The sequence below is a fragment of the Methanohalophilus mahii DSM 5219 genome, from assembly GCF_000025865.1.
Classification (GTDB): domain Archaea; phylum Halobacteriota; class Methanosarcinia; order Methanosarcinales; family Methanosarcinaceae; genus Methanohalophilus; species Methanohalophilus mahii.
Genome location: NC_014002.1, coordinates 1972968 through 1989811 on the forward strand (window position 1 = coordinate 1972968; position 16844 = coordinate 1989811).

The 16844-nt window shown below is 43.8% G+C and carries 15 protein-coding genes and 1 tRNA gene; 6 read left to right on the plus strand and 10 right to left on the minus strand.

The genetic code is table 11. From position 1 onward, the window contains the following. The first annotated feature begins 27 nt into the window (after positions 1-27). From MMAH_RS10005 to MMAH_RS10015, 3 genes are all read left to right on the plus strand, one after another. Positions 28-1461: a dicarboxylate/amino acid:cation symporter gene (locus MMAH_RS10005; RefSeq protein ID WP_013038434.1), complete on the plus strand. Its 1434-nt coding sequence runs from the start codon at positions 28-30 to the stop codon at positions 1459-1461. 248 nt (positions 1462-1709) lie between these two features. Next, positions 1710-2009, plus strand: a complete 300-nt coding sequence (locus MMAH_RS10010; RefSeq protein WP_013038435.1) for a nucleotidyltransferase family protein — start codon at positions 1710-1712, stop codon at positions 2007-2009. Positions 2010-2019: 10 nt separating this feature from the next. Then, complete coding sequence (locus tag MMAH_RS10015) at positions 2020-2358, plus strand: HepT-like ribonuclease domain-containing protein (protein ID WP_013038436.1); 339 nt, start codon at positions 2020-2022, stop codon at positions 2356-2358. Positions 2359-2794: 436 nt separating this feature from the next. Here MMAH_RS10015 and MMAH_RS10025 read toward each other — a convergent pair whose 3' ends face one another. Continuing rightward, the gene (locus tag MMAH_RS10025) at positions 2795-3058 is read right to left on the minus strand and encodes a hypothetical protein (protein ID WP_013038437.1); all 264 of its coding nucleotides are present in this window, start codon (positions 3056-3058) and stop codon (positions 2795-2797) included. A 78-nt stretch (positions 3059-3136) separates the two neighbouring features. Further along, positions 3137-3246, minus strand: a tRNA-Met gene (locus tag MMAH_RS10030). 320 nt (positions 3247-3566) lie between these two features. Between MMAH_RS10030 and MMAH_RS10035 the strand changes: the two genes are divergently transcribed. Next, the gene (locus MMAH_RS10035) at positions 3567-4616 is read left to right on the plus strand and encodes a hypothetical protein (RefSeq protein WP_013038438.1); all 1050 of its coding nucleotides are present in this window, start codon (positions 3567-3569) and stop codon (positions 4614-4616) included. Then, positions 4603-4824 carry a type II toxin-antitoxin system HicA family toxin gene (locus MMAH_RS10040; protein WP_013038439.1) on the plus strand — a complete coding sequence of 74 codons (222 nt, stop codon included), beginning with the start codon at positions 4603-4605 and terminating at the stop codon, positions 4822-4824. The genes MMAH_RS10035 and MMAH_RS10040 overlap by 14 nt, the downstream gene beginning before the upstream one ends. Positions 4825-4831: 7 nt before the next feature. Here MMAH_RS10040 and MMAH_RS10045 read toward each other — a convergent pair whose 3' ends face one another. The 3 genes from MMAH_RS10045 to MMAH_RS10055 form a co-directional block, all read right to left on the minus strand. Continuing rightward, complete coding sequence (locus MMAH_RS10045) at positions 4832-5983, minus strand: RNA-guided endonuclease InsQ/TnpB family protein (protein WP_013038440.1); 1152 nt, start codon at positions 5981-5983, stop codon at positions 4832-4834. 145 nt (positions 5984-6128) lie between these two features. Beyond that, positions 6129-6683, minus strand: coding sequence for a hypothetical protein (locus MMAH_RS10050; protein ID WP_013038441.1), 555 nt, complete (start codon positions 6681-6683; stop codon positions 6129-6131). A 152-nt stretch (positions 6684-6835) separates the two neighbouring features. After that, positions 6836-8806, minus strand: a complete 1971-nt coding sequence (locus MMAH_RS10055) for an S-layer protein domain-containing protein (protein WP_013038442.1) — start codon at positions 8804-8806, stop codon at positions 6836-6838. Between the two features lie 617 nt (positions 8807-9423). Here MMAH_RS10055 and MMAH_RS10060 point away from each other — a divergent pair. Beyond that, entirely contained in the window at positions 9424-10197 is a 774-nt protein-coding gene (locus MMAH_RS10060) for an ATPase domain-containing protein (protein ID WP_013038443.1), read from the plus strand. A gap of 26 nt (positions 10198-10223) precedes the next feature. On the opposite strand, the gene MMAH_RS10065 is transcribed toward MMAH_RS10060, so the two are convergent. The 5 genes from MMAH_RS10065 to cbiQ all read right to left on the minus strand — a co-directional run bounded on the left by MMAH_RS10065 (position 10224) and on the right by cbiQ (position 16785). After that, positions 10224-12893 (minus strand): cation-translocating P-type ATPase, encoded by a 2670-nt coding sequence (locus MMAH_RS10065; RefSeq protein WP_013038444.1) that lies wholly within the window; start codon positions 12891-12893, stop codon positions 10224-10226. Between the two features lie 74 nt (positions 12894-12967). After that, entirely contained in the window at positions 12968-14140 is a 1173-nt protein-coding gene (locus MMAH_RS10070; protein WP_013038445.1) for a cation:proton antiporter, read from the minus strand. A gap of 3 nt (positions 14141-14143) precedes the next feature. Continuing rightward, positions 14144-14641, minus strand: coding sequence for a CBS domain-containing protein (locus MMAH_RS10075; protein ID WP_013038446.1), 498 nt, complete (start codon positions 14639-14641; stop codon positions 14144-14146). 51 nt (positions 14642-14692) lie between these two features. Then, positions 14693-16000: an energy-coupling factor ABC transporter ATP-binding protein gene (locus tag MMAH_RS10080; protein WP_013038447.1), complete on the minus strand. Its 1308-nt coding sequence runs from the start codon at positions 15998-16000 to the stop codon at positions 14693-14695. Further along, entirely contained in the window at positions 15994-16785 is a 792-nt protein-coding gene (gene cbiQ / locus MMAH_RS10085) for a cobalt ECF transporter T component CbiQ (protein WP_013038448.1), read from the minus strand. The genes MMAH_RS10080 and cbiQ overlap by 7 nt, the downstream gene beginning before the upstream one ends. Between the last annotated feature and the right edge of the window lie 59 nt (positions 16786-16844).

Genomic DNA, 16844 nt, shown 5'->3' on the forward strand with positions numbered 1-16844 from the left:
CAATAATCATTTTGCAGGATAACTGACATGCGCAGGCGGAAAGCGACATTCCACTCATTGGAATTGATTCATCCACGTTCTCTTAAACATCTGAACAATCAACTTCAGTCACTTGTCAAAGGCCGAGTGTGGCTTAAGATATTGTTGGGAATGTTTTTGGGAATTGTTGTAGGATTGGTTTTAGGCCCATCTACCGGATTCGTCGACCCTTCGGTTGCAATGATTATTGGTGAATGGGTTGCTATTCCTGGTTATATCTTTCTTGGTTTGTTACAGATGATTGTCGTACCTCTGGTTTTTGCTTCTATTATAAGAGGATTAGCTGCTGGAGAAGATATTGAGCAATTGAAAAAAATGGGATCGAGAACGGTTGTTTTCTTTCTCGGTACAACTTCCCTGGCCATTATAATTGGTTTGGGATTAGCCCTTTTTATAAAACCAGGCCTGTTCATCGATAATAGGATTATCCAGAATACGATGGATGACAGCACAACTTCACTTTCACCGGATAATGTTTCTGGTCCGGCTTTTTCTGATATTCCCGGTCTGGTCAGTACTGTTCTCCCCACGAATCCCCTGGGAGCAATTGTAACCGGCCAGATGTTACAGGTAGTTATATTTTCAATTATTGTAGGTATTGCTTTGGTTTCTATGAAACCGGAAAGTTCCAAGCCTCTTCTGGAATTGCTTGGCTCAATTCAGGAAGTTACAATGACAGTTGTCAAATGGAGCATGTTGTTGGCTCCTTTTGCTGTTTTTGGATTGCTTACAAAATTTACCATCAATCTGGGCATAGATACATTACTGGGAATGACCGTCTACGTGGGTACGGTCCTTGCCGGACTGCTGATTATGATGGTAATTTATCTTATCATTATTTTCCTTTTATCAAAAAAGAATCCGATAAAGTTTTTGCAGTCTATCCGCGATGTTCTCCTGCTGGCCTTTTCGACTTCCAGCTCTGCTGCTGTAATGCCTCTTTCAATAAAAACAGTGGAAGAGAAACTTAATGTACGACCCTCCGTTTCCCAATTTGTTATACCTCTGGGAGCCACCATTAATATGAATGGAACCGCCCTTTATCAGAGTATTGCTGCTGTATTCCTGTCCCAGGTATTTGGCGTGGAACTTGGTATAGGGCAACTTGCAATAATCATGGTTACTGTGGTTGGAGCATCTATCGGTACCCCTGCCACCCCGGGTGTTGGTATAGTCATCCTTGCAATGGTATTGAACAGCGTAGGTATTCCTGCAAGTGGAATTGCCCTTATACTGGGTGTGGACCGTATCCTTGATATGAGCCGTACATCGGTTAATGTGACCGGTGATATTGTAGCCTGTGCAGTTGTTGATCGCTGGATAGGGAAGGAAAAGTCGGTAGAGAAGGAATTCCAGGAAGCCAGAATCTGGGATAGGCAGAGACGTATAGAAGGGGAAGATGTAATTGTGAATTCACATTGAAGCATTGCACACTATCATTTGGTAGTTGGCACTGTTGCAGTTAAAACATCGTTCTCATTTATCGAACACCTTAATTCTCCTTTTAAGGATCTGAACCATCACTCGATATAATTTCTGATATCAACAGATATTACAACTCTCTTACTCCCAAGTATCTCCATAACAGTGTACCATGGCCCGCCAACCAAAGCAATAATATAAAAAGACCCCCAAAAAATGTGTATCAGAGATCTCATAAGGGAATTAATATGATCAAAAGGGATATTGTTCTGGGAAGACTGGATGAGCTGCTTCCGGAATTGAAAAAAAACTACAAAGTAAAGGAAATAGGCCTTTTTGGGTCGGTGGCGAGGAATGAATACAAAACCGGCAGCGATATTGACTTCCTTGTTGAGTTTGAAAAAGGTGCGGATCTTTTTGATCTCGCAGCTCTTGGAATTTTTCTTGAAGACGAGTTCGAGTCAAAGGTAGATATCATTTCGAAACGTGCCGTAAGGGATGAATTGAAGAGCAGGATTTTTTCAGAAGTGGTTTATGCGCATGCATGAGGTGGTTTTCATGCGTGAGTACAGATTGTTTTTAGCTGACATTGTTGAAGCGATTGATGAGATAGAAGATTTCACTTCAGGAATGGACTTCACTGAATTTCTCAACGATAGGAAAACCCAGAAGGCAGTTGTGAAGAATATCGAAATCATTGGTGAAGCCGCTAAGAATGTGCCGGATGAGATAAAGGCAAGTTATCCTGACATTCCGTGGCGGGTGATTGTCGGTATGCGGGACCGCTTAGCTCATGGTTATTTCGGCATTGATTATGTGATTGTGTGGGATGTTGTTGGCAATCGTCTGATTGGTTTAAGGGATTCTATCCGGGCAATTCTGGTTGAGATAGATTGAACGGGAAATACTTAACCCGTCCTATCGGGAATCAGGTGTTAAATTCAAAACTTTATCGCTATGCTCTACCATAATTCATTGGGATTGCACGGCTGCGATTACCCACATTGACCCATAAGTTAGCATTTGGATTATCTCTATCAAGATGGATAGCCAACAAGGAAGCCTGATCGGGTGGACTGAAAATCAATCTAACTCTACTCATCCCCGTATTTCCATTAACAACTGCAACAGCGCCATATTTATTAAAAATTATATGCTTAATTTGGTCCACCGAATTTATCATTTTCTTAACATCATCTTCAGTAAACAGCTCTTCTGGGAGTTTCGAGGGATTTTTCACTTTTGGTTTAATCCACTTTGTTATGTATGGATATTCGCCGCCGTTCAGCCATCTATAAAATCTCTTAACTGCTATCAGATAACCATATTTTGTTCAATCTGCCAAATCAGATCTCGCAACAATCCCCACAATATATTCAATATCTTCTTTTGTTGCACTATCCAATTCAAAATCGGCCCATTCAGCAACAGCATTCATTTGACTCAGGTACTTTAGGACTCTGGCCTTTGACAGACCTTCAACAAAAAGGAATTTCTCAAAACGCAGGATAAGTTTCTTGCTGTTTTCACTATATGCAGCATTTTCTATCTTTATTTCTGCCGCAGTAAGCTTTCTGTCATAGTTGTAAAGTGCCATGTATACACCTTCCACTTCTTACTAAAAAAATGTCATTTGAGCAAAGTGAAAGTGTTAGGCACTAAACTATGAAATTTATGCCCGGAGCGTGACTCGAACACGCGGCCTCCAGATGTCTCAGGAGACATGGGAGCACCCAATCGTTTACCCTATGAGTCTGGCGCCCCAACCAACTAGGCTATCCGGGCCTGGTAGCACATACAGAAGGTAAAAGTGGTATTAAAAAGTATCGATTAAAATAACGTTGCACTGCAAGAAATGTGTCTATCGACCATAAGTGTGATCAGTACTAAGGAAAGCTTACATCCCGATGCTTCATCTAAAAAATGATACTCTTACAAAATCGAATTAGATGACTAAACTTTTTCTCTGCCCGTCCAATTTGATATTACATAGTCCTCCTTTGTAATGCAAGTATTTCCCAAAATGTATATTAAGTTTTAAGTGTTATACCCAGAACAAAGCAGTAAAATTAATATATTGATATCCTATCCTTTCACGTGGTACTATGGGAACTCCAAAACATAAAGGTGAAATTTCTCTATCTATAGATGGAGAAAAGAAGATTCCTGCACTAGATGTGGCTAATGCAATCCAGAATCTTCAAAATATCATCTACAATCTTGGTGATTATTATTTTGAAAATCCTTACCGTGAAGGCGGAGATTTCCCCCAGGACGTGAAAAAATACTGCACATTACTTTTTACTGATATTGAGATGGGTAGCGTTCATGCCGACCTCCAGATAAGTAATGAGCAGACAGCTCTTGGAGAATGCGCAACAATCGGTGAAAGGTCTATAGTCGCTACCAGTGATCTTCTTGAAGCTCTTTCTAGAAAAGATATTTCAAAAGAAGAGTTGTACGATATTGTTAATGACCCTCATCGAGTTAACAAGCTACTCAGAGAATTTTATGCAATGTGGCCAGATGAAAATTCCAAACGTATATTATCGATAGGATTTCAGGGCAAGTCGCAAATACAACTAAATGGCTCACGAAAGAAGATTATAAAGAAACTTTTACACAAGCCTGTTGGAGAGTATGAGAAGGAAATTTTTGGATGGATATCCGGGATAAGTATTGGCCAGAGTAAGAAGATAACAGTTGAAAGTAACCAAGGGAAAATAAATTGCTACTTTGATCCTGAAATTAAAGATTGGGTGCAAGAGCACCTTGGGAAATTTGTAGTATTGCGTGGGACAATGAAACCAATTCATAAAGGAAATTTTGGATTGTTCATTGATAGTGAAGATTCGATAGAACAAACCTGTTACTACACTCTTGATAATATGTCTTCTCCGGATAGAATTATGAAATTAAAGGAACAAATTCCCATTGAATTTATGTTGGAAGATGAGCTTTTCATTGGTTCCAACGATGAACTGGGTCTTTTTGCTATGAATGCAAGAATGAAAGATGTCTTTAAAGAATTAGAAGAACAATTCTTCATTTTATATCAAGAATATGTCCTCACCGATGATGAATTATCCAAAACTGGCCAGCTGTTGAGGGGGAGACTGATTTCAATTGTGGGGGACTCTCGTGGCTTCATATAAAGCAAAAAAGATACAAAAAGCCTTGGCCAAAAAGGGTTTTGAAGAAAGACGTGAGGGCCATCACATAATTTATGTTTATTATCTGGATGGTAAAAAGACCGGTAATCGAACATTCATAAGCCACGGGAGCAAAATGGAATATAATAGCAATCTTTTGAGTAAATTGAGTAAACAAGTCAACTACCCCTCCCTGCCGGAAGGGGCTTGAATGTCAATTAAGCATTCGTCTGGGTGGCTGACAAGCACCCCTGAGATTTCAGGATATACCTGTAATCCCGTGTTTTGTGTTCAATATTCATTGCACCGATTAGGTCTGCATTATTCGCATAATCACATTTTTCACATCTAAAAGACAATCTGTTACGGTTATTCTTAGAGATATGATTGCATCGAATACAAGTTTGAGAAGTATAGGATGGGTCAACATAATGAGTGATTATGCCTACTTCTTTTGCTTTGTATTCAATGAATGTCTGCAATTGCCGGAAAGCCCAACTACTGTGGTTATGTCTTCTCTTTTTGGAAACTTTGGAAAGAGTGGAATCACGTATTCCTGTTAAATCTTCCAGACCTATTACCGATATACCTTTTTCAATTGCGAATTTCACAATTTCTTTTGAGATTGTATGGTTTACATCTCGCATAAGACGTTTCTCTTTACCTGAAATGTATTTCAACATTCGTTTTGCAGATAAAGTTCCCTTCGATTGTAAACGCTTTCGCATTGATTTATATTGGTTGCGAAGATTCTTAATTTCACCTCCAGCAAAAAAACTACATTTCCTATCGGTAGTGGAAGCAACAGCAAGATAGTTCATACCTACATCTATACCCATAAATGTAGAAGCATCTGTCAATTCTTTATCAGGAATTTCTTTCCCCACACAAAGATGAAAATAATAATTTCCATCCCTTTGTTTCACAACTTTGGATGCTTGGTATTTCCATGAGCCATCAAAATACTGTTTAGCGTAGTCATAATTCAAAATGGAATATGCTTTTCTTCCGTTGATAGTAGTTATTTTGACCGTGTCTTCATCAATCACAAAATCCCTTTTGTAAGAAAAGGTCATTGAGGATGGCGAAAATTCTACTTTTTGCCATTTTACCTTTTTCTGTTTTTTTAATGTTTTGTAACACCCTGCCACCTGTCTTGGAATGTTACAACTCATCTGGGATTTCAATTTTAATGTTTCACGAAGATATGGGTAAACTTCCTGCTGTAATTTCATCGCTGATATCGGTTTACCTTTATCAAAAACGATTTCAGAAGCATAGTTCATTCCATCAGAATATTTCTTCATAGTTTCCACTAAATCATTATCAGGATTTGCTATTTTCAAGATAACTGTTTTAGTGAGAAACATACAATAGTATGTTCACTTACTTATTATAAAAAATTACTTTTGTGAAATATCAGGCACATTCCTCCCCTACCTCACGGAAGGGGACTCCTGCTTTATGAGTTGAATATTATTCAAATAAAAAAAGAAGACGGGAAAACCTTCCCCATCAGTAACCTGTGGCCTGTGCAAAGGCAAACAGCAGGTTGGGATCGGAAGTGGTGCCCCTGACCTGGATTACCATGTTATCCGTATTCCAGACATAGGCATAGCGTGGTACGTCCTCCCCGCCTTCGGTCACATGCCAGATGATGCGTGTGGCGAAGTGGTCATTGAAGGAGTGCTCGGTGAACCTCTCTCCCTGTGCCATTGGATTGAATTCGTTTTTGTAGTCGTTGACCAGGGTCCGGGCGGCATCGGTGTCAGCACATTCGATGGCACTGATCTGCACTTCCACATCATCCCCGTTTTTGTAGATACCCTGACTGGCTGCATTGATCGTATCCTCACTGCCAACACCGTCCAGCACACTTCCAGAGTCCAGTTCACGTACTCCAATCATCTCAAACCCTGCCGGCACTTCGTCAAGTGACACTGCATCTGAAACAGACCCGATTTCAGGATTATCGATTTCTTCACCTGTACCGCCTGTGTCAGTACATCCCGACACTGCAAGCATGATCATTGAAATTGCCAGAAGCAATGCTACTATTCTCATTTTCATAAAAGATCCCTTTTCCAAAGCGGATGGATTGTAATCAAGATTAATATATTTAAAAGTAATCCGCAGCAAGCAGATCAAAAAAGAATAAAACACAAACCAAAAAAAGAAAAGAGAAGTAGAAGGGATTAATCCCTTCTATCATTCAAGTCTGCTTAGTTTCTCCTTACGAGGTAGGCAACTGCCAGAAGTCCGGCGATTGCGAAGACTGCTTCAAAGCCAGGTACTCCAGGTTCTTCGGGCTCTTCAGGCTCGACTGGTTCTTCAGGCTCAACAGGTTCTTCGGGCTCGACTGGTTCTTCAGGCTCGACTGGTTCCTCAGGCTCGGTTGGCTCAGTCTCGTTGTCCGTAGGTTCTTCGGGCTCGACTGGTTCTTCAGGCTCGACTGGTTCTTCGGCTTCGATGGTTCTCTCAGTGAAGAGATACCAGAGTGTTGCACCATCGTTTCCTTTGACCTTCAGTTCATCTGTGATATCAAGAACCTCGTCATCTGGGACATCGAGATCGTCTGCATTCTCCATACGAATTGTGTTGTCAGTAAGACTGATGACTTCAAGTTCACCGAATTCATCTTCTTCTTCGATTACCATTGCAGTATCGGAAATCTGGAAGACACCTTCGAGGATACAGAGACTGTCAACCTGTCCCTGGAACACTTCATCGATGTGAACCATTAAGGTAACAACATCTTCCTGGTCTTCAACATCTTGCTCATAGTACCAAGTCTTTTGTGACTGGTTTGAGGAATCGGTGTTGATAACCTTGTCATCTACAAATTCACCGTCTTTGGTGAGTTCAAGCCAGACCTTGTTACCATCAACATCGATCTGCTGTGGTGTGATTGCGTAACCTTCCTCAAGTTCGAGGGTTTCACCAGTTCTCATGGTGTAACTGCTGTCGTCATCCATGAGAATCTTGGAAAGTGTGCCAATATCATCATTTACTACGAAATATTCCTCGGCAAAAAATCCGAGTTTCATGTATTCATAGTCAGCAGAAGTTGTTGCGTTTGCTGTGAAGCCAAACTCAGTGGTCTGTTCCGGCACTGCTGTTGCATTGTAGATAAGATTGCCTTCATTAATTGTTGTTTCACCGGTCTCATTCATGATTGTCAGATTCTCAGATGCATCATTTGCATCAAGATCATACCAGAATCCGGCAAAGGACTGGGCATCCCATGTATTATTGTCATCTACGACTTCCCCACGAATTTCATATGTACCAGGCTCTGTGTATTCTACAAACAGATACCAGAGTGTTGCACCATCGTTTCCTTTGACCTTCAGTTCATCTGTGATATCAAGAACCTCGTCATCTGGGACATCGAGATCGTCTGCATTCTCCATACGAATTGTGTTGTCAGTAAGACTGATGACTTCAAGTTCACCGAATTCATCTTCTTTTTCGATTACCATTGCAGTATCGGAAATCTGGAAGACACCTTCGAGGATACAGAGACTGTCAACCTGTCCCTGGAACACTTCATCGATGTGAACCATTAAGGTAACAACATCTTCCTGGTCTTCAACATCTTGCTCGTAGTACCAAGTCTTTTGTGACTGGTTTGAGGAATCGGTGTTGATAACCTTGTCTTCTACAAATTCACCGTCTTTGGTGAGTTCAAGCCAGACCTTGTTACCGTCAACATCAATCTGCTGTGGTGTGATTGCGTAACCTTCCTCAAGTTCGAGGGTTTCACCAGTTCTCATGGTGTAACTGCTGTCGTCATCCATGAGAATCTTGGAAAGTGTGCCAATATCATCATTTACTACGAAATATTCCTCGGCAAAAAGTCCGAGTTTCATGTATTCATAGTCAGCAGAAGTTGTTGCGTTTGCTGTGAAGCCAAACTCAGTGGTCTGTTCCGGCACTGCTGTTGCATTGTAGATAAGATTGCCTTCATTAATTGTTGTTTCACCGGTCTCATTCATGATTGTCAGATTCTCAGATGAATCACCTTCATCAAGATCATACCAGAATCCGGCAAAGGATTGGGCATCCCATGTATTATTGTCACCTACGACTTCACCCCTGACCTCAACAGTATGACCTGCTGCGCTTGCCACGCCAGCAAATACTGTCAAGACCATAAGGGCAGCCATTAAAGTTGCTAATAGTCTTTTCATTAATTTTCCTCCGTTAGTTAATTTGTAGATATATGGTCAAGGTAAAGAGTGATTGGTAAACAATAAAACGTACATATGTACGTTAAATCAGCCTTTCATCGGTGGGCATTACGTCCATTGACGAAAGGTAACTCATCACCCTCTTAATCCCGTCATATTGGTTTGCAACCCTCTAATAAGAAAATTGCTTATTAAATCTTTTGTGGTCTCGGGGATCAAAAAACGCCTTTTTTACTGGTAAATATCGATGTATTTAACGGCATATGCCGAACAAATCTTGTCCGAATTAATAAAGGGACCGTTGAAAATACAACTGGTACTTGGCATATTGTCGACTTCAAACTTTATTGGTCGCAGTTCAACCGGGAATTGCCCTGAAAGGATCTCACCAAAATGGTCGATTTATTCGACAAAATGTATATGTGATTTCCTTGTTTATAGCGGTTTGTAACGGCAGTTCTAATTATACGGCACGTACATATAAATAAAACTACATTAATACATTTGGTATATGGAGCATTAATTTCACAACGGCTCAAATTCCAGTAGAATGAAAAATTAATATACATAAATTTATGAGGGGTACTACCCGACCTACATTAAGAAGGCGATGCTAAATGTTTGATGGCGCAGAGAATATTTCCACTGAAGACGAAGGAAACAGGGTCAAGACCGGCATTCCCGGCTTTGACGAATTGTGCGGGGGAGGCCTTGTACGTGACAGGAGTTATCTGGTATCCGGTACCTCAGGTGCCGGCAAATCCATATTCTCAACCCAGTACATCTACAACGGGATCACCCAGTACGGGGAAAACGGCATCATCGTGGCCACAGAGGAGCGCCCCGAACAGATCCGTGAGAACATGATGCGTTTTGGCTGGGACCTGCAGGCCCTGGAGGAAGAGAACAAACTCGCAATAATCGATGCCTGTTCGACAAAGATCGGAATTCCTTCCCAGGAAAAATACGTGGACGTGCGCCCCTTCGACATTCGTTCAATGATGGACCAGATCATCTCCACACAGGAAGAGATCGATGCAAAGAGAGCCCTGATAGACTCCACAACATCCATCAGTTTCTACCTGAACGAAGCCGCCCGGATACGTATCGAATTGCTCAAACTCAGCACCACCCTTGAAATAATCGGCCTGACCTCCCTGATGACCTGTGAGATCATCGATGAGAACCAGCCCTCAAGGTTTGGTGTGGAAAACTTCGTCACCGATGGTACATTCTCCCTCTACTACGACATGCACGACAACGTCCGCAGCCGCAGTATCGAGATCTACAAGATGCGGGGCTCAGACCACAGTAAAAAGGTCCACCCCTACGAAGTCACAAAAGAAGGTTTTGTGATCCATCCTCACGAAGAAGTCTACACCCACTTCTAAACCCCCTTTCTTCCTTTTATGCAAATTCAGTAACTCTTCCTGAAACCCTTCCTGAACAGCAAAGCCTTGACAATCTCCACAAAGACCATTGTCACACCTGCAAAACCCAGGGGCAACAGCCAGTCCTGCAAAGCAAGCGGCACAAGGTCAAATATAGCAGCAAGGAAAGGCACATACATAACCACAAGTGTCAGGAGCAGGGTGCTCAATATCCCCGCAAAGATCAGCCTGTTATTGAAAAAACCCGTCTCCAGCACCGACAGGTCCAGGGAGCGAAAAGCAAAGGGTATGAACAGTATCATGCTGACCACCGTGGCAAACGCGATCGTGCGGGCCCGCTCCAGGTCAGCCAGCGGATCTGCAACCAGAAAGGAAGCAAAACATGCAAGCCCCATAACACCGGCCACCAGGCCCACCAGCACAAGCTTTTTGCCTGCCAGGATTCCTTCACCCACAGGCCTGGGTTTGCGTTTCATCACTTCCTCCCGGGCAGGATCCAGCCCCAGGGCAATCGAGGGCATGATCTCCCCGAACATATTGATAAACAGGATCTGCAGGGCAAGCAGGGGTACCAGTTCATAACCCAGCAGGGAAATACCCAGCATGATCAAAATAATCTCATTGAAGTTGCGTGAGACCAGGTAACTTGTAAACTTCTCGATATTATCATATATCGTCCTGCCCCTTTTCACAGCTTCCACAATTGTCGCAAAATTATCATCCTGCAGCACCATGTCACTGGACTGGCGGGCCACATCCGTACCCTTAAGCCCCATAGCAATACCAATATCAGCCTTTTTAAGAGCAGGCGCATCATTAACGCCGTCTCCCGTCATGGCAACCACATGCCCCTCTGCCTGCAGGGCTTTAACGATCCTCAATTTCTGCTGAGGCATCACCCTGGCATACACATGGACATGTTCTGCAATCTCTGCAAAAGCAGCGTCATCCAGCTCCTCCAGTTCTTCTCCTGTGATCGCCCCGTCAGCCAGGATCCCATCCGGATCCTCAACACCATCAGGCTGCCTGGAAGGAATCCCCAGCTGCCTTGAGATCGCCAGGGCAGTCTTTACATTGTCCCCGGTGATCATTACAACCTTGATACCTGCCTCATGACACAGACCGATCGCCTCGGTCACACCTTCCCTTACAGGGTCTGCCATTGCCATAAGCCCCAGGAAAGTCAGGTTCTTTTCCAGAGATTCCTCATTCCAGTCCTCACCGACATCCTTGCAGGCAATCGCGATAACCCGGTAGGCCTGGGAAGCAAGCCCTGTATTTTCCTTCAGGATTGCACTTTTCGCATCCGCGTCAAGTTCTGTCTTTCTGCCATTTTTGAAGACATGGTCGCAGCGATCCAGCACGACCTCCACAGCCCCCTTTGTAAAGGAACGTAAATTCTCCCCCCTCCTGTAGAGCGTGGTCATCATCTTCCTGTCAGAATTGAACATGATCTCATGTATTCTCTCATAATCCCCTGAGAGGGACTCTTTACTCATACCGGCCTTTGAAGCCGCCGCCAGCAGGGCAAGTTCGGTGGGATCTCCCACAATATCCTCTTTACTCCCAGGATCCAGGGAAGCATTATTACACAGGGCAGCCCCCCTCAAAAGGACTTGCAGGGTTGAATCCTGCAGGTCGAATTCTTCCCGGGCATGCAGAAAAACACCCTCAGCTGTGTAACCCGAACCCGTCACTTCAAATGAGCTGTCAGCGGTCCATATCTTTTCAACCGTCATTTCGTTTTTGGTCAGGGTACCGGTCTTATCCGTACAGATAACCGAAGTCGAGCCCAGCGTCTCAACTGCCAGCATCTTCCTTATAATGGCATTCTTGGCCGCCATGCGCCGCATACCATAAGCCAGGGTAATCGTCAGGGTCAGGGGTAATCCTTCAGGCACCGCTGCCACGGCCAGGGCCAGGGCAATGATCAGCATCTCCTCAATGGGCGCCCCGGCGGATATACCAAGGGCAAGAGCCAGCCCCGATGCAAATAAAGCAACAATTGCCAGTTTCCTGGAAAATGCAGATATCTCCCTTTGCAGCGGTGTGTCCTGTGCCTGCGGCTGTATAAGGGAAGCGATACCTCCTAATTCCGTATCCATACCGGTAGCTGTCACCCGTGCCCTGCATTTACCCCGGACAATCTGGGTACCGGCATAGAGGGGTTCATTCTTATTCTTACTTACAGGAACACTTTCCCCGGTAAGGGCGGATTCATCCACCTTGAGTTGTTGTGTCTCAAAAATACAGGCATCCGCAGCCACCCTGTCCCCGGCTTCCAGAACCAGGATATCTCCGACAACCACCTCTCTTGTGGGGATCTGGCGCAAGGTGCCACTGCGCAGAACCGTAGTCTTTGGCCGAACAATCCCCTTGAGAGATTCCATGGCTTTTTCTGCCCGGTATTCCTGCACAAATCCCAGCAGGATAACAAACATGATCAGACCTAAAATTACCCAGAAATTCACCACTTCATCAATATACAGGGAGATCAGGGCTGCTGCTGCAAGTACCCAGATAATCACATTCTTCAGCTGGGAGAGCAATACCTTCAGGGGAGTGAACTTCTCTTTCTCTTCCAGCTCATTATACCCCTCTGTCCGAAGTTTTTCAGAAGCCTCTGAATCATCAAGTCCTGCAGAATCAGTTTGGTCTTCAGGCAATTGCCGACATCTTTCCTCTGAGATTTTCATGACACCCGTTCCCCGATTTGTTTTTAGGACATGCTGCTAAATATTTATTGCAGTCACAAACTTCCAGGCAAAGCTCAGCCTGAAGCAGAATTCTTATGCTCCTTATCCTTCTGTATGGCAAATTTAAGCACAATGGGCGAAACAAACAGTGAGACTGCAACCATAAGGACCACAGCTGAAAAAATCTCATCCCCGATTATTCCCATCTCCCTGCCAATGGAAATCACCACAAGTTCAACACCTGCCCTGGGCATAACCCCGGAGCCGAATATGAAACTTTCATGGGAATCAAAACCAATAGCTTTGGCACCCACAAAACCCCCTACGAATTTACTCAGTAACGCTAAGACCACAACCAGAATGGTGAAAGAGCCAAGGGTACTCAATGCCCCCACATCCACTGACATGCCAATATGTGCAAAGAAGATAGGTACAAGAATACCATATGCCAATCCGGAAACCTTACTCTGGACATCCTCTATCTTAGCAATCGGTATATTGGAAAGCAGGACCCCTCCGATAAATGCCCCGATTACAGCATCCAGACCCAGGATATCTGCAAAGTAGGCAGAGAAAAGGGCAACCAGCACCACAGCAGCAAATATCGATTCTTTAGCATGCATTTTCTGTACGTAACCAAAGAGATACGGAAATACCTTATAGCCAAGTATTACCATTACAGCAATGAAGAACACAAGCTTACCTGCAAGCATCAAAAACTGCAAAATCGAAGGGAATTCACTGTACTTTCCCATTGTGACAACTACAGACAGAAGGAAAATACCTATTATGTCATCAAAAATAGCTGAGGTCAGCATCATGGAGCCGGGTTTGCTGGAAAGATAACCCATATCAAGCAATGTCTTGACCACAACTCCTATACTGGTAGGACTGAAAGCCACGGCCAGAAAGAGGCTTTCCACAAAACCAAAACCAAAAAACCTGCCCAGTGCAAAACCGGCAATAAAAGCAGCAGCTATCTGGAAAAGGGTGGCCACAATTGCCTTTTTTGAGGATGCTTTCAAATCCTCAATATGCACTTCCTTATAACCGGCAGTAAACAGCAGAAAAATTGCCCCCAGCTCCGCCACAGAAGCAATCGTCTCGGTTTCCTGCACAATAACCAGACCAAGTAATAAACCCGCAAGGACTTCCCCGAGTATACCCGGCATCCCGACTCGTTCAGAGACCTCGGACAACAATCTGGCAGATAGCAAAATAATGAGGATCTGGAATAAAAACTCCATCTGTTAGCCCCTTAAACTGTAGATTGCCTTTATAACATCCGGTTTGCATATTATGCCCGCCAGTTTATCGTTATCAACCACACAGAAACGCTCCACCTTGTGTTTTATCATTATTTCTGCTACTTCACATAGATCCATCTCAGGTGGTATGGTGACAGGATGAGGGATCATAATTCCCCTGGCAGATTCACTAAGGGATTTCACTGCCATAAGATGGGTATGATCAAGCCTGGGAGCGCGATGGGTAAGTAATAACTGCAGGATAATATTCTGATCAATTATACCCAGAAAATTACCATTTTTCTCCACCACAGGATACGTATGGAACTGGTTTTCATTAAATACTTCAAGTACCCTTTCCACAGAGTCGTCTCCCTTTATGGTAACAGGCCGGGTCTTCATTATATCTTTCACAAAGATTCGGCTGCATTTCTCATCAAGGTCTGAATATACTTCTTCTTTAGATAAACGCCCCTTATCAGGTTCCCTTTCAGAAAACACACCAATCCCAATGACAATATATTCCTTTTTCTACAAAGGCATTATCCCATATCAATTCCCATTCAGGACCGTAACATTCAGGGCTATGCCACTTCTGTCAATATATTCATTGATCCTTTTCATTGAATGGGGAATCATACCCCCGCTTGTTATTATCATACACCTTTTGCCGCACAGAGCCATCAGGATGGTGCGATCGATAACCCCGGTTGATATATCGACACATAGCGAATTTTTCTCAGCCATAAGTTTGCTCTTTTTACCCATGGCACCCACAATATCAATATTCTCTTTTTCCAGGAAATCATCAAAATCAGCCGGATCGAACCTATCCATATCGTAGATCAGGATACCCCCGGCTTTTATACCATGCCTGGTAAGTTCCACGATCGCCCAGTTACCTTCATGGATATGCAGAACACGGGCATTGACCGCTTCATAGGGACAATGCAGCGCATATTCGCCATGCAGTACACCCAGGTTCAATATGTCGCCTTCCCGGGTTTCCGGAGGCACTTCCACCCACATCAATTCCGGTGGCTTGAGGGTCTCCACAATTTCCGGCACAGTCCTGGGCTGCCTGTTGCCATGGGCAAGGCCGCGTCTTTCGATTTCTTTATAGATATCAAAGGTCACCGGCCGTTTCAGGTTGGCCTGTCGCAGCAGTTCATCATCCTGGAATACCTCATCCGGAGTGCCTTCCCCGATAACCTCCCCGTCAACCATGAAAAAAACATAATCCGCCCAGCTGTAGGCCAGATCAACATCATGGGTGGAAATGATCAGACTGGTACCCATATGATTGAGTTCATGGAGGACATCCAGAAGTTCATCAGCACCTACCGGATCCAGGCTTGCCAATGGCTCATCCAGTATGATAGCCTGGGGATCCATAGCCACAATCCCGGCTATGGCAACCCTCTTTTTCTGGCCGCCACTCAAATGATGTGGAGGTTTATCCTTAAGTCCACTCAGGCCGAAATATTCAAGCGTACCGTTTACCTTCTTTTCAATTTCTGCCTTGCTGTAGCCAAGATTGACCGGCCCAAACGCCACATCCTGATAGACAGTGGGTGCAAATACCTGATCATCGGAATTCTGGAAAACAATACCAACGTTCTTTCTTATTTCCCTCAGGGAAGCCTGGTTGTAAACCAGTTCCCTGCCATCATAAAATATCTTACCTTCAGCAGGCTTGAGGGTACCGTTGAGTAACAAAAATAAGGTAGATTTACCCGAGCCGTTTTTTCCTACAAAAGCAATCCTTTTGCCCTTCTTTAACTTTATGTCTACACCTTTAACAGCTGCAGTCCCGTCAGGATAGGAATATTTCAGTCCGCGTGTTTCAAGTATTACCATAAACTAGCCTCCAGTATACCATTAGAAACATACCATACCCCCACGATTGCAACCATGTAAATCAGACTCAATGCAACTTCTGAAAAATTCACAGGTCTTTTTTCTTCAAAAATCATCATTTTCCCGTCATAACAGCGGGAATTCATTGCCACAAACGTTTTTTCTCCCTGCTCCCAGGACCTCAAAAAAAGAGTCGAACAGAGCATGGCCATGGAGTGCAGGGATGTCCTCAGATCATGGTAACCCAGCCTTACTGTCTGGGCATGCTTGATACACCAGGCGACATCCAGAAACACAAAGATGTACCTGTACATCATCATTGACAGTTCGATGAAAGAATCAGGAAGGCGTGTCTTTTTCAGAACTGAGAAAAGCTCCACCATGGGAGTTGTCAGCGCCAGGAAGAACAGACAGGACATTCCTCCCAGGGTCCTGGAAAATACGAGGAAAGCCATTGACAATCCACCGGTATTCACACCCAGATGATAGCCCAGCACATTGAAACCAAAAAGTTCAGGACCACTGCCAAAAAAGAAGGCAATGATGATTACACTTAGCACAACGAAAAATGCAGGTCCCATCAGGAGCTTCAGGTAGAATCTCGGAGGGACCCTGCCAAAAATAAGCGTTGCCAGCGACATACAGATGGCTATAGAAAAAGGCACAAGAGGATATTCAGAAGATATACCCATAAGAATTCCAAAGCCAACCACCCCTATTTTCAGCCAGTTATTAGTATAACGCAGGGGGCTGAGCAGTGCATAATCATCAAGCATCTTGGTCATAATAAAGATTTCCGTATGTGAATTGTAGTGCGCAAAATTGATTTTTAGGTATTAATATA

Excerpts from the sequence above, each read along its gene's own strand:
- MMAH_RS10045 (WP_013038440.1), bottom strand. The coding sequence starts at position 5,983 with ATGTTTCTCACTAAAACAGTTATCTTGAAAATAGCAAATCCTGATAAT.
- cbiQ (WP_013038448.1), bottom strand. The coding sequence starts at position 16,785 with ATGACCAAGATGCTTGATGATTATGCACTGCTCAGCCCCCTGCGTTAT.
- MMAH_RS10015 (WP_013038436.1), top strand. The coding sequence starts at position 2,020 with ATGCGTGAGTACAGATTGTTTTTAGCTGACATTGTTGAAGCGATTGAT.
- MMAH_RS10070 (WP_013038445.1), bottom strand. The coding sequence starts at position 14,140 with ATGGAGTTTTTATTCCAGATCCTCATTATTTTGCTATCTGCCAGATTG.
- MMAH_RS10035 (WP_013038438.1), top strand. The coding sequence starts at position 3,567 with ATGGGAACTCCAAAACATAAAGGTGAAATTTCTCTATCTATAGATGGA.
- MMAH_RS10060 (WP_013038443.1), top strand. The coding sequence starts at position 9,424 with ATGTTTGATGGCGCAGAGAATATTTCCACTGAAGACGAAGGAAACAGG.
- MMAH_RS10010 (WP_013038435.1), top strand. The coding sequence starts at position 1,710 with ATGATCAAAAGGGATATTGTTCTGGGAAGACTGGATGAGCTGCTTCCG.
- MMAH_RS10005 (WP_013038434.1), top strand. The coding sequence starts at position 28 with ATGCGCAGGCGGAAAGCGACATTCCACTCATTGGAATTGATTCATCCA.
- MMAH_RS10080 (WP_013038447.1), bottom strand. The coding sequence starts at position 16,000 with ATGGTAATACTTGAAACACGCGGACTGAAATATTCCTATCCTGACGGG.
- MMAH_RS10050 (WP_013038441.1), bottom strand. The coding sequence starts at position 6,683 with ATGAAAATGAGAATAGTAGCATTGCTTCTGGCAATTTCAATGATCATG.
- MMAH_RS10065 (WP_013038444.1), bottom strand. The coding sequence starts at position 12,893 with ATGAAAATCTCAGAGGAAAGATGTCGGCAATTGCCTGAAGACCAAACT.
- MMAH_RS10025 (WP_013038437.1), bottom strand. The coding sequence starts at position 3,058 with ATGGCACTTTACAACTATGACAGAAAGCTTACTGCGGCAGAAATAAAG.
- MMAH_RS10055 (WP_013038442.1), bottom strand. The coding sequence starts at position 8,806 with ATGAAAAGACTATTAGCAACTTTAATGGCTGCCCTTATGGTCTTGACA.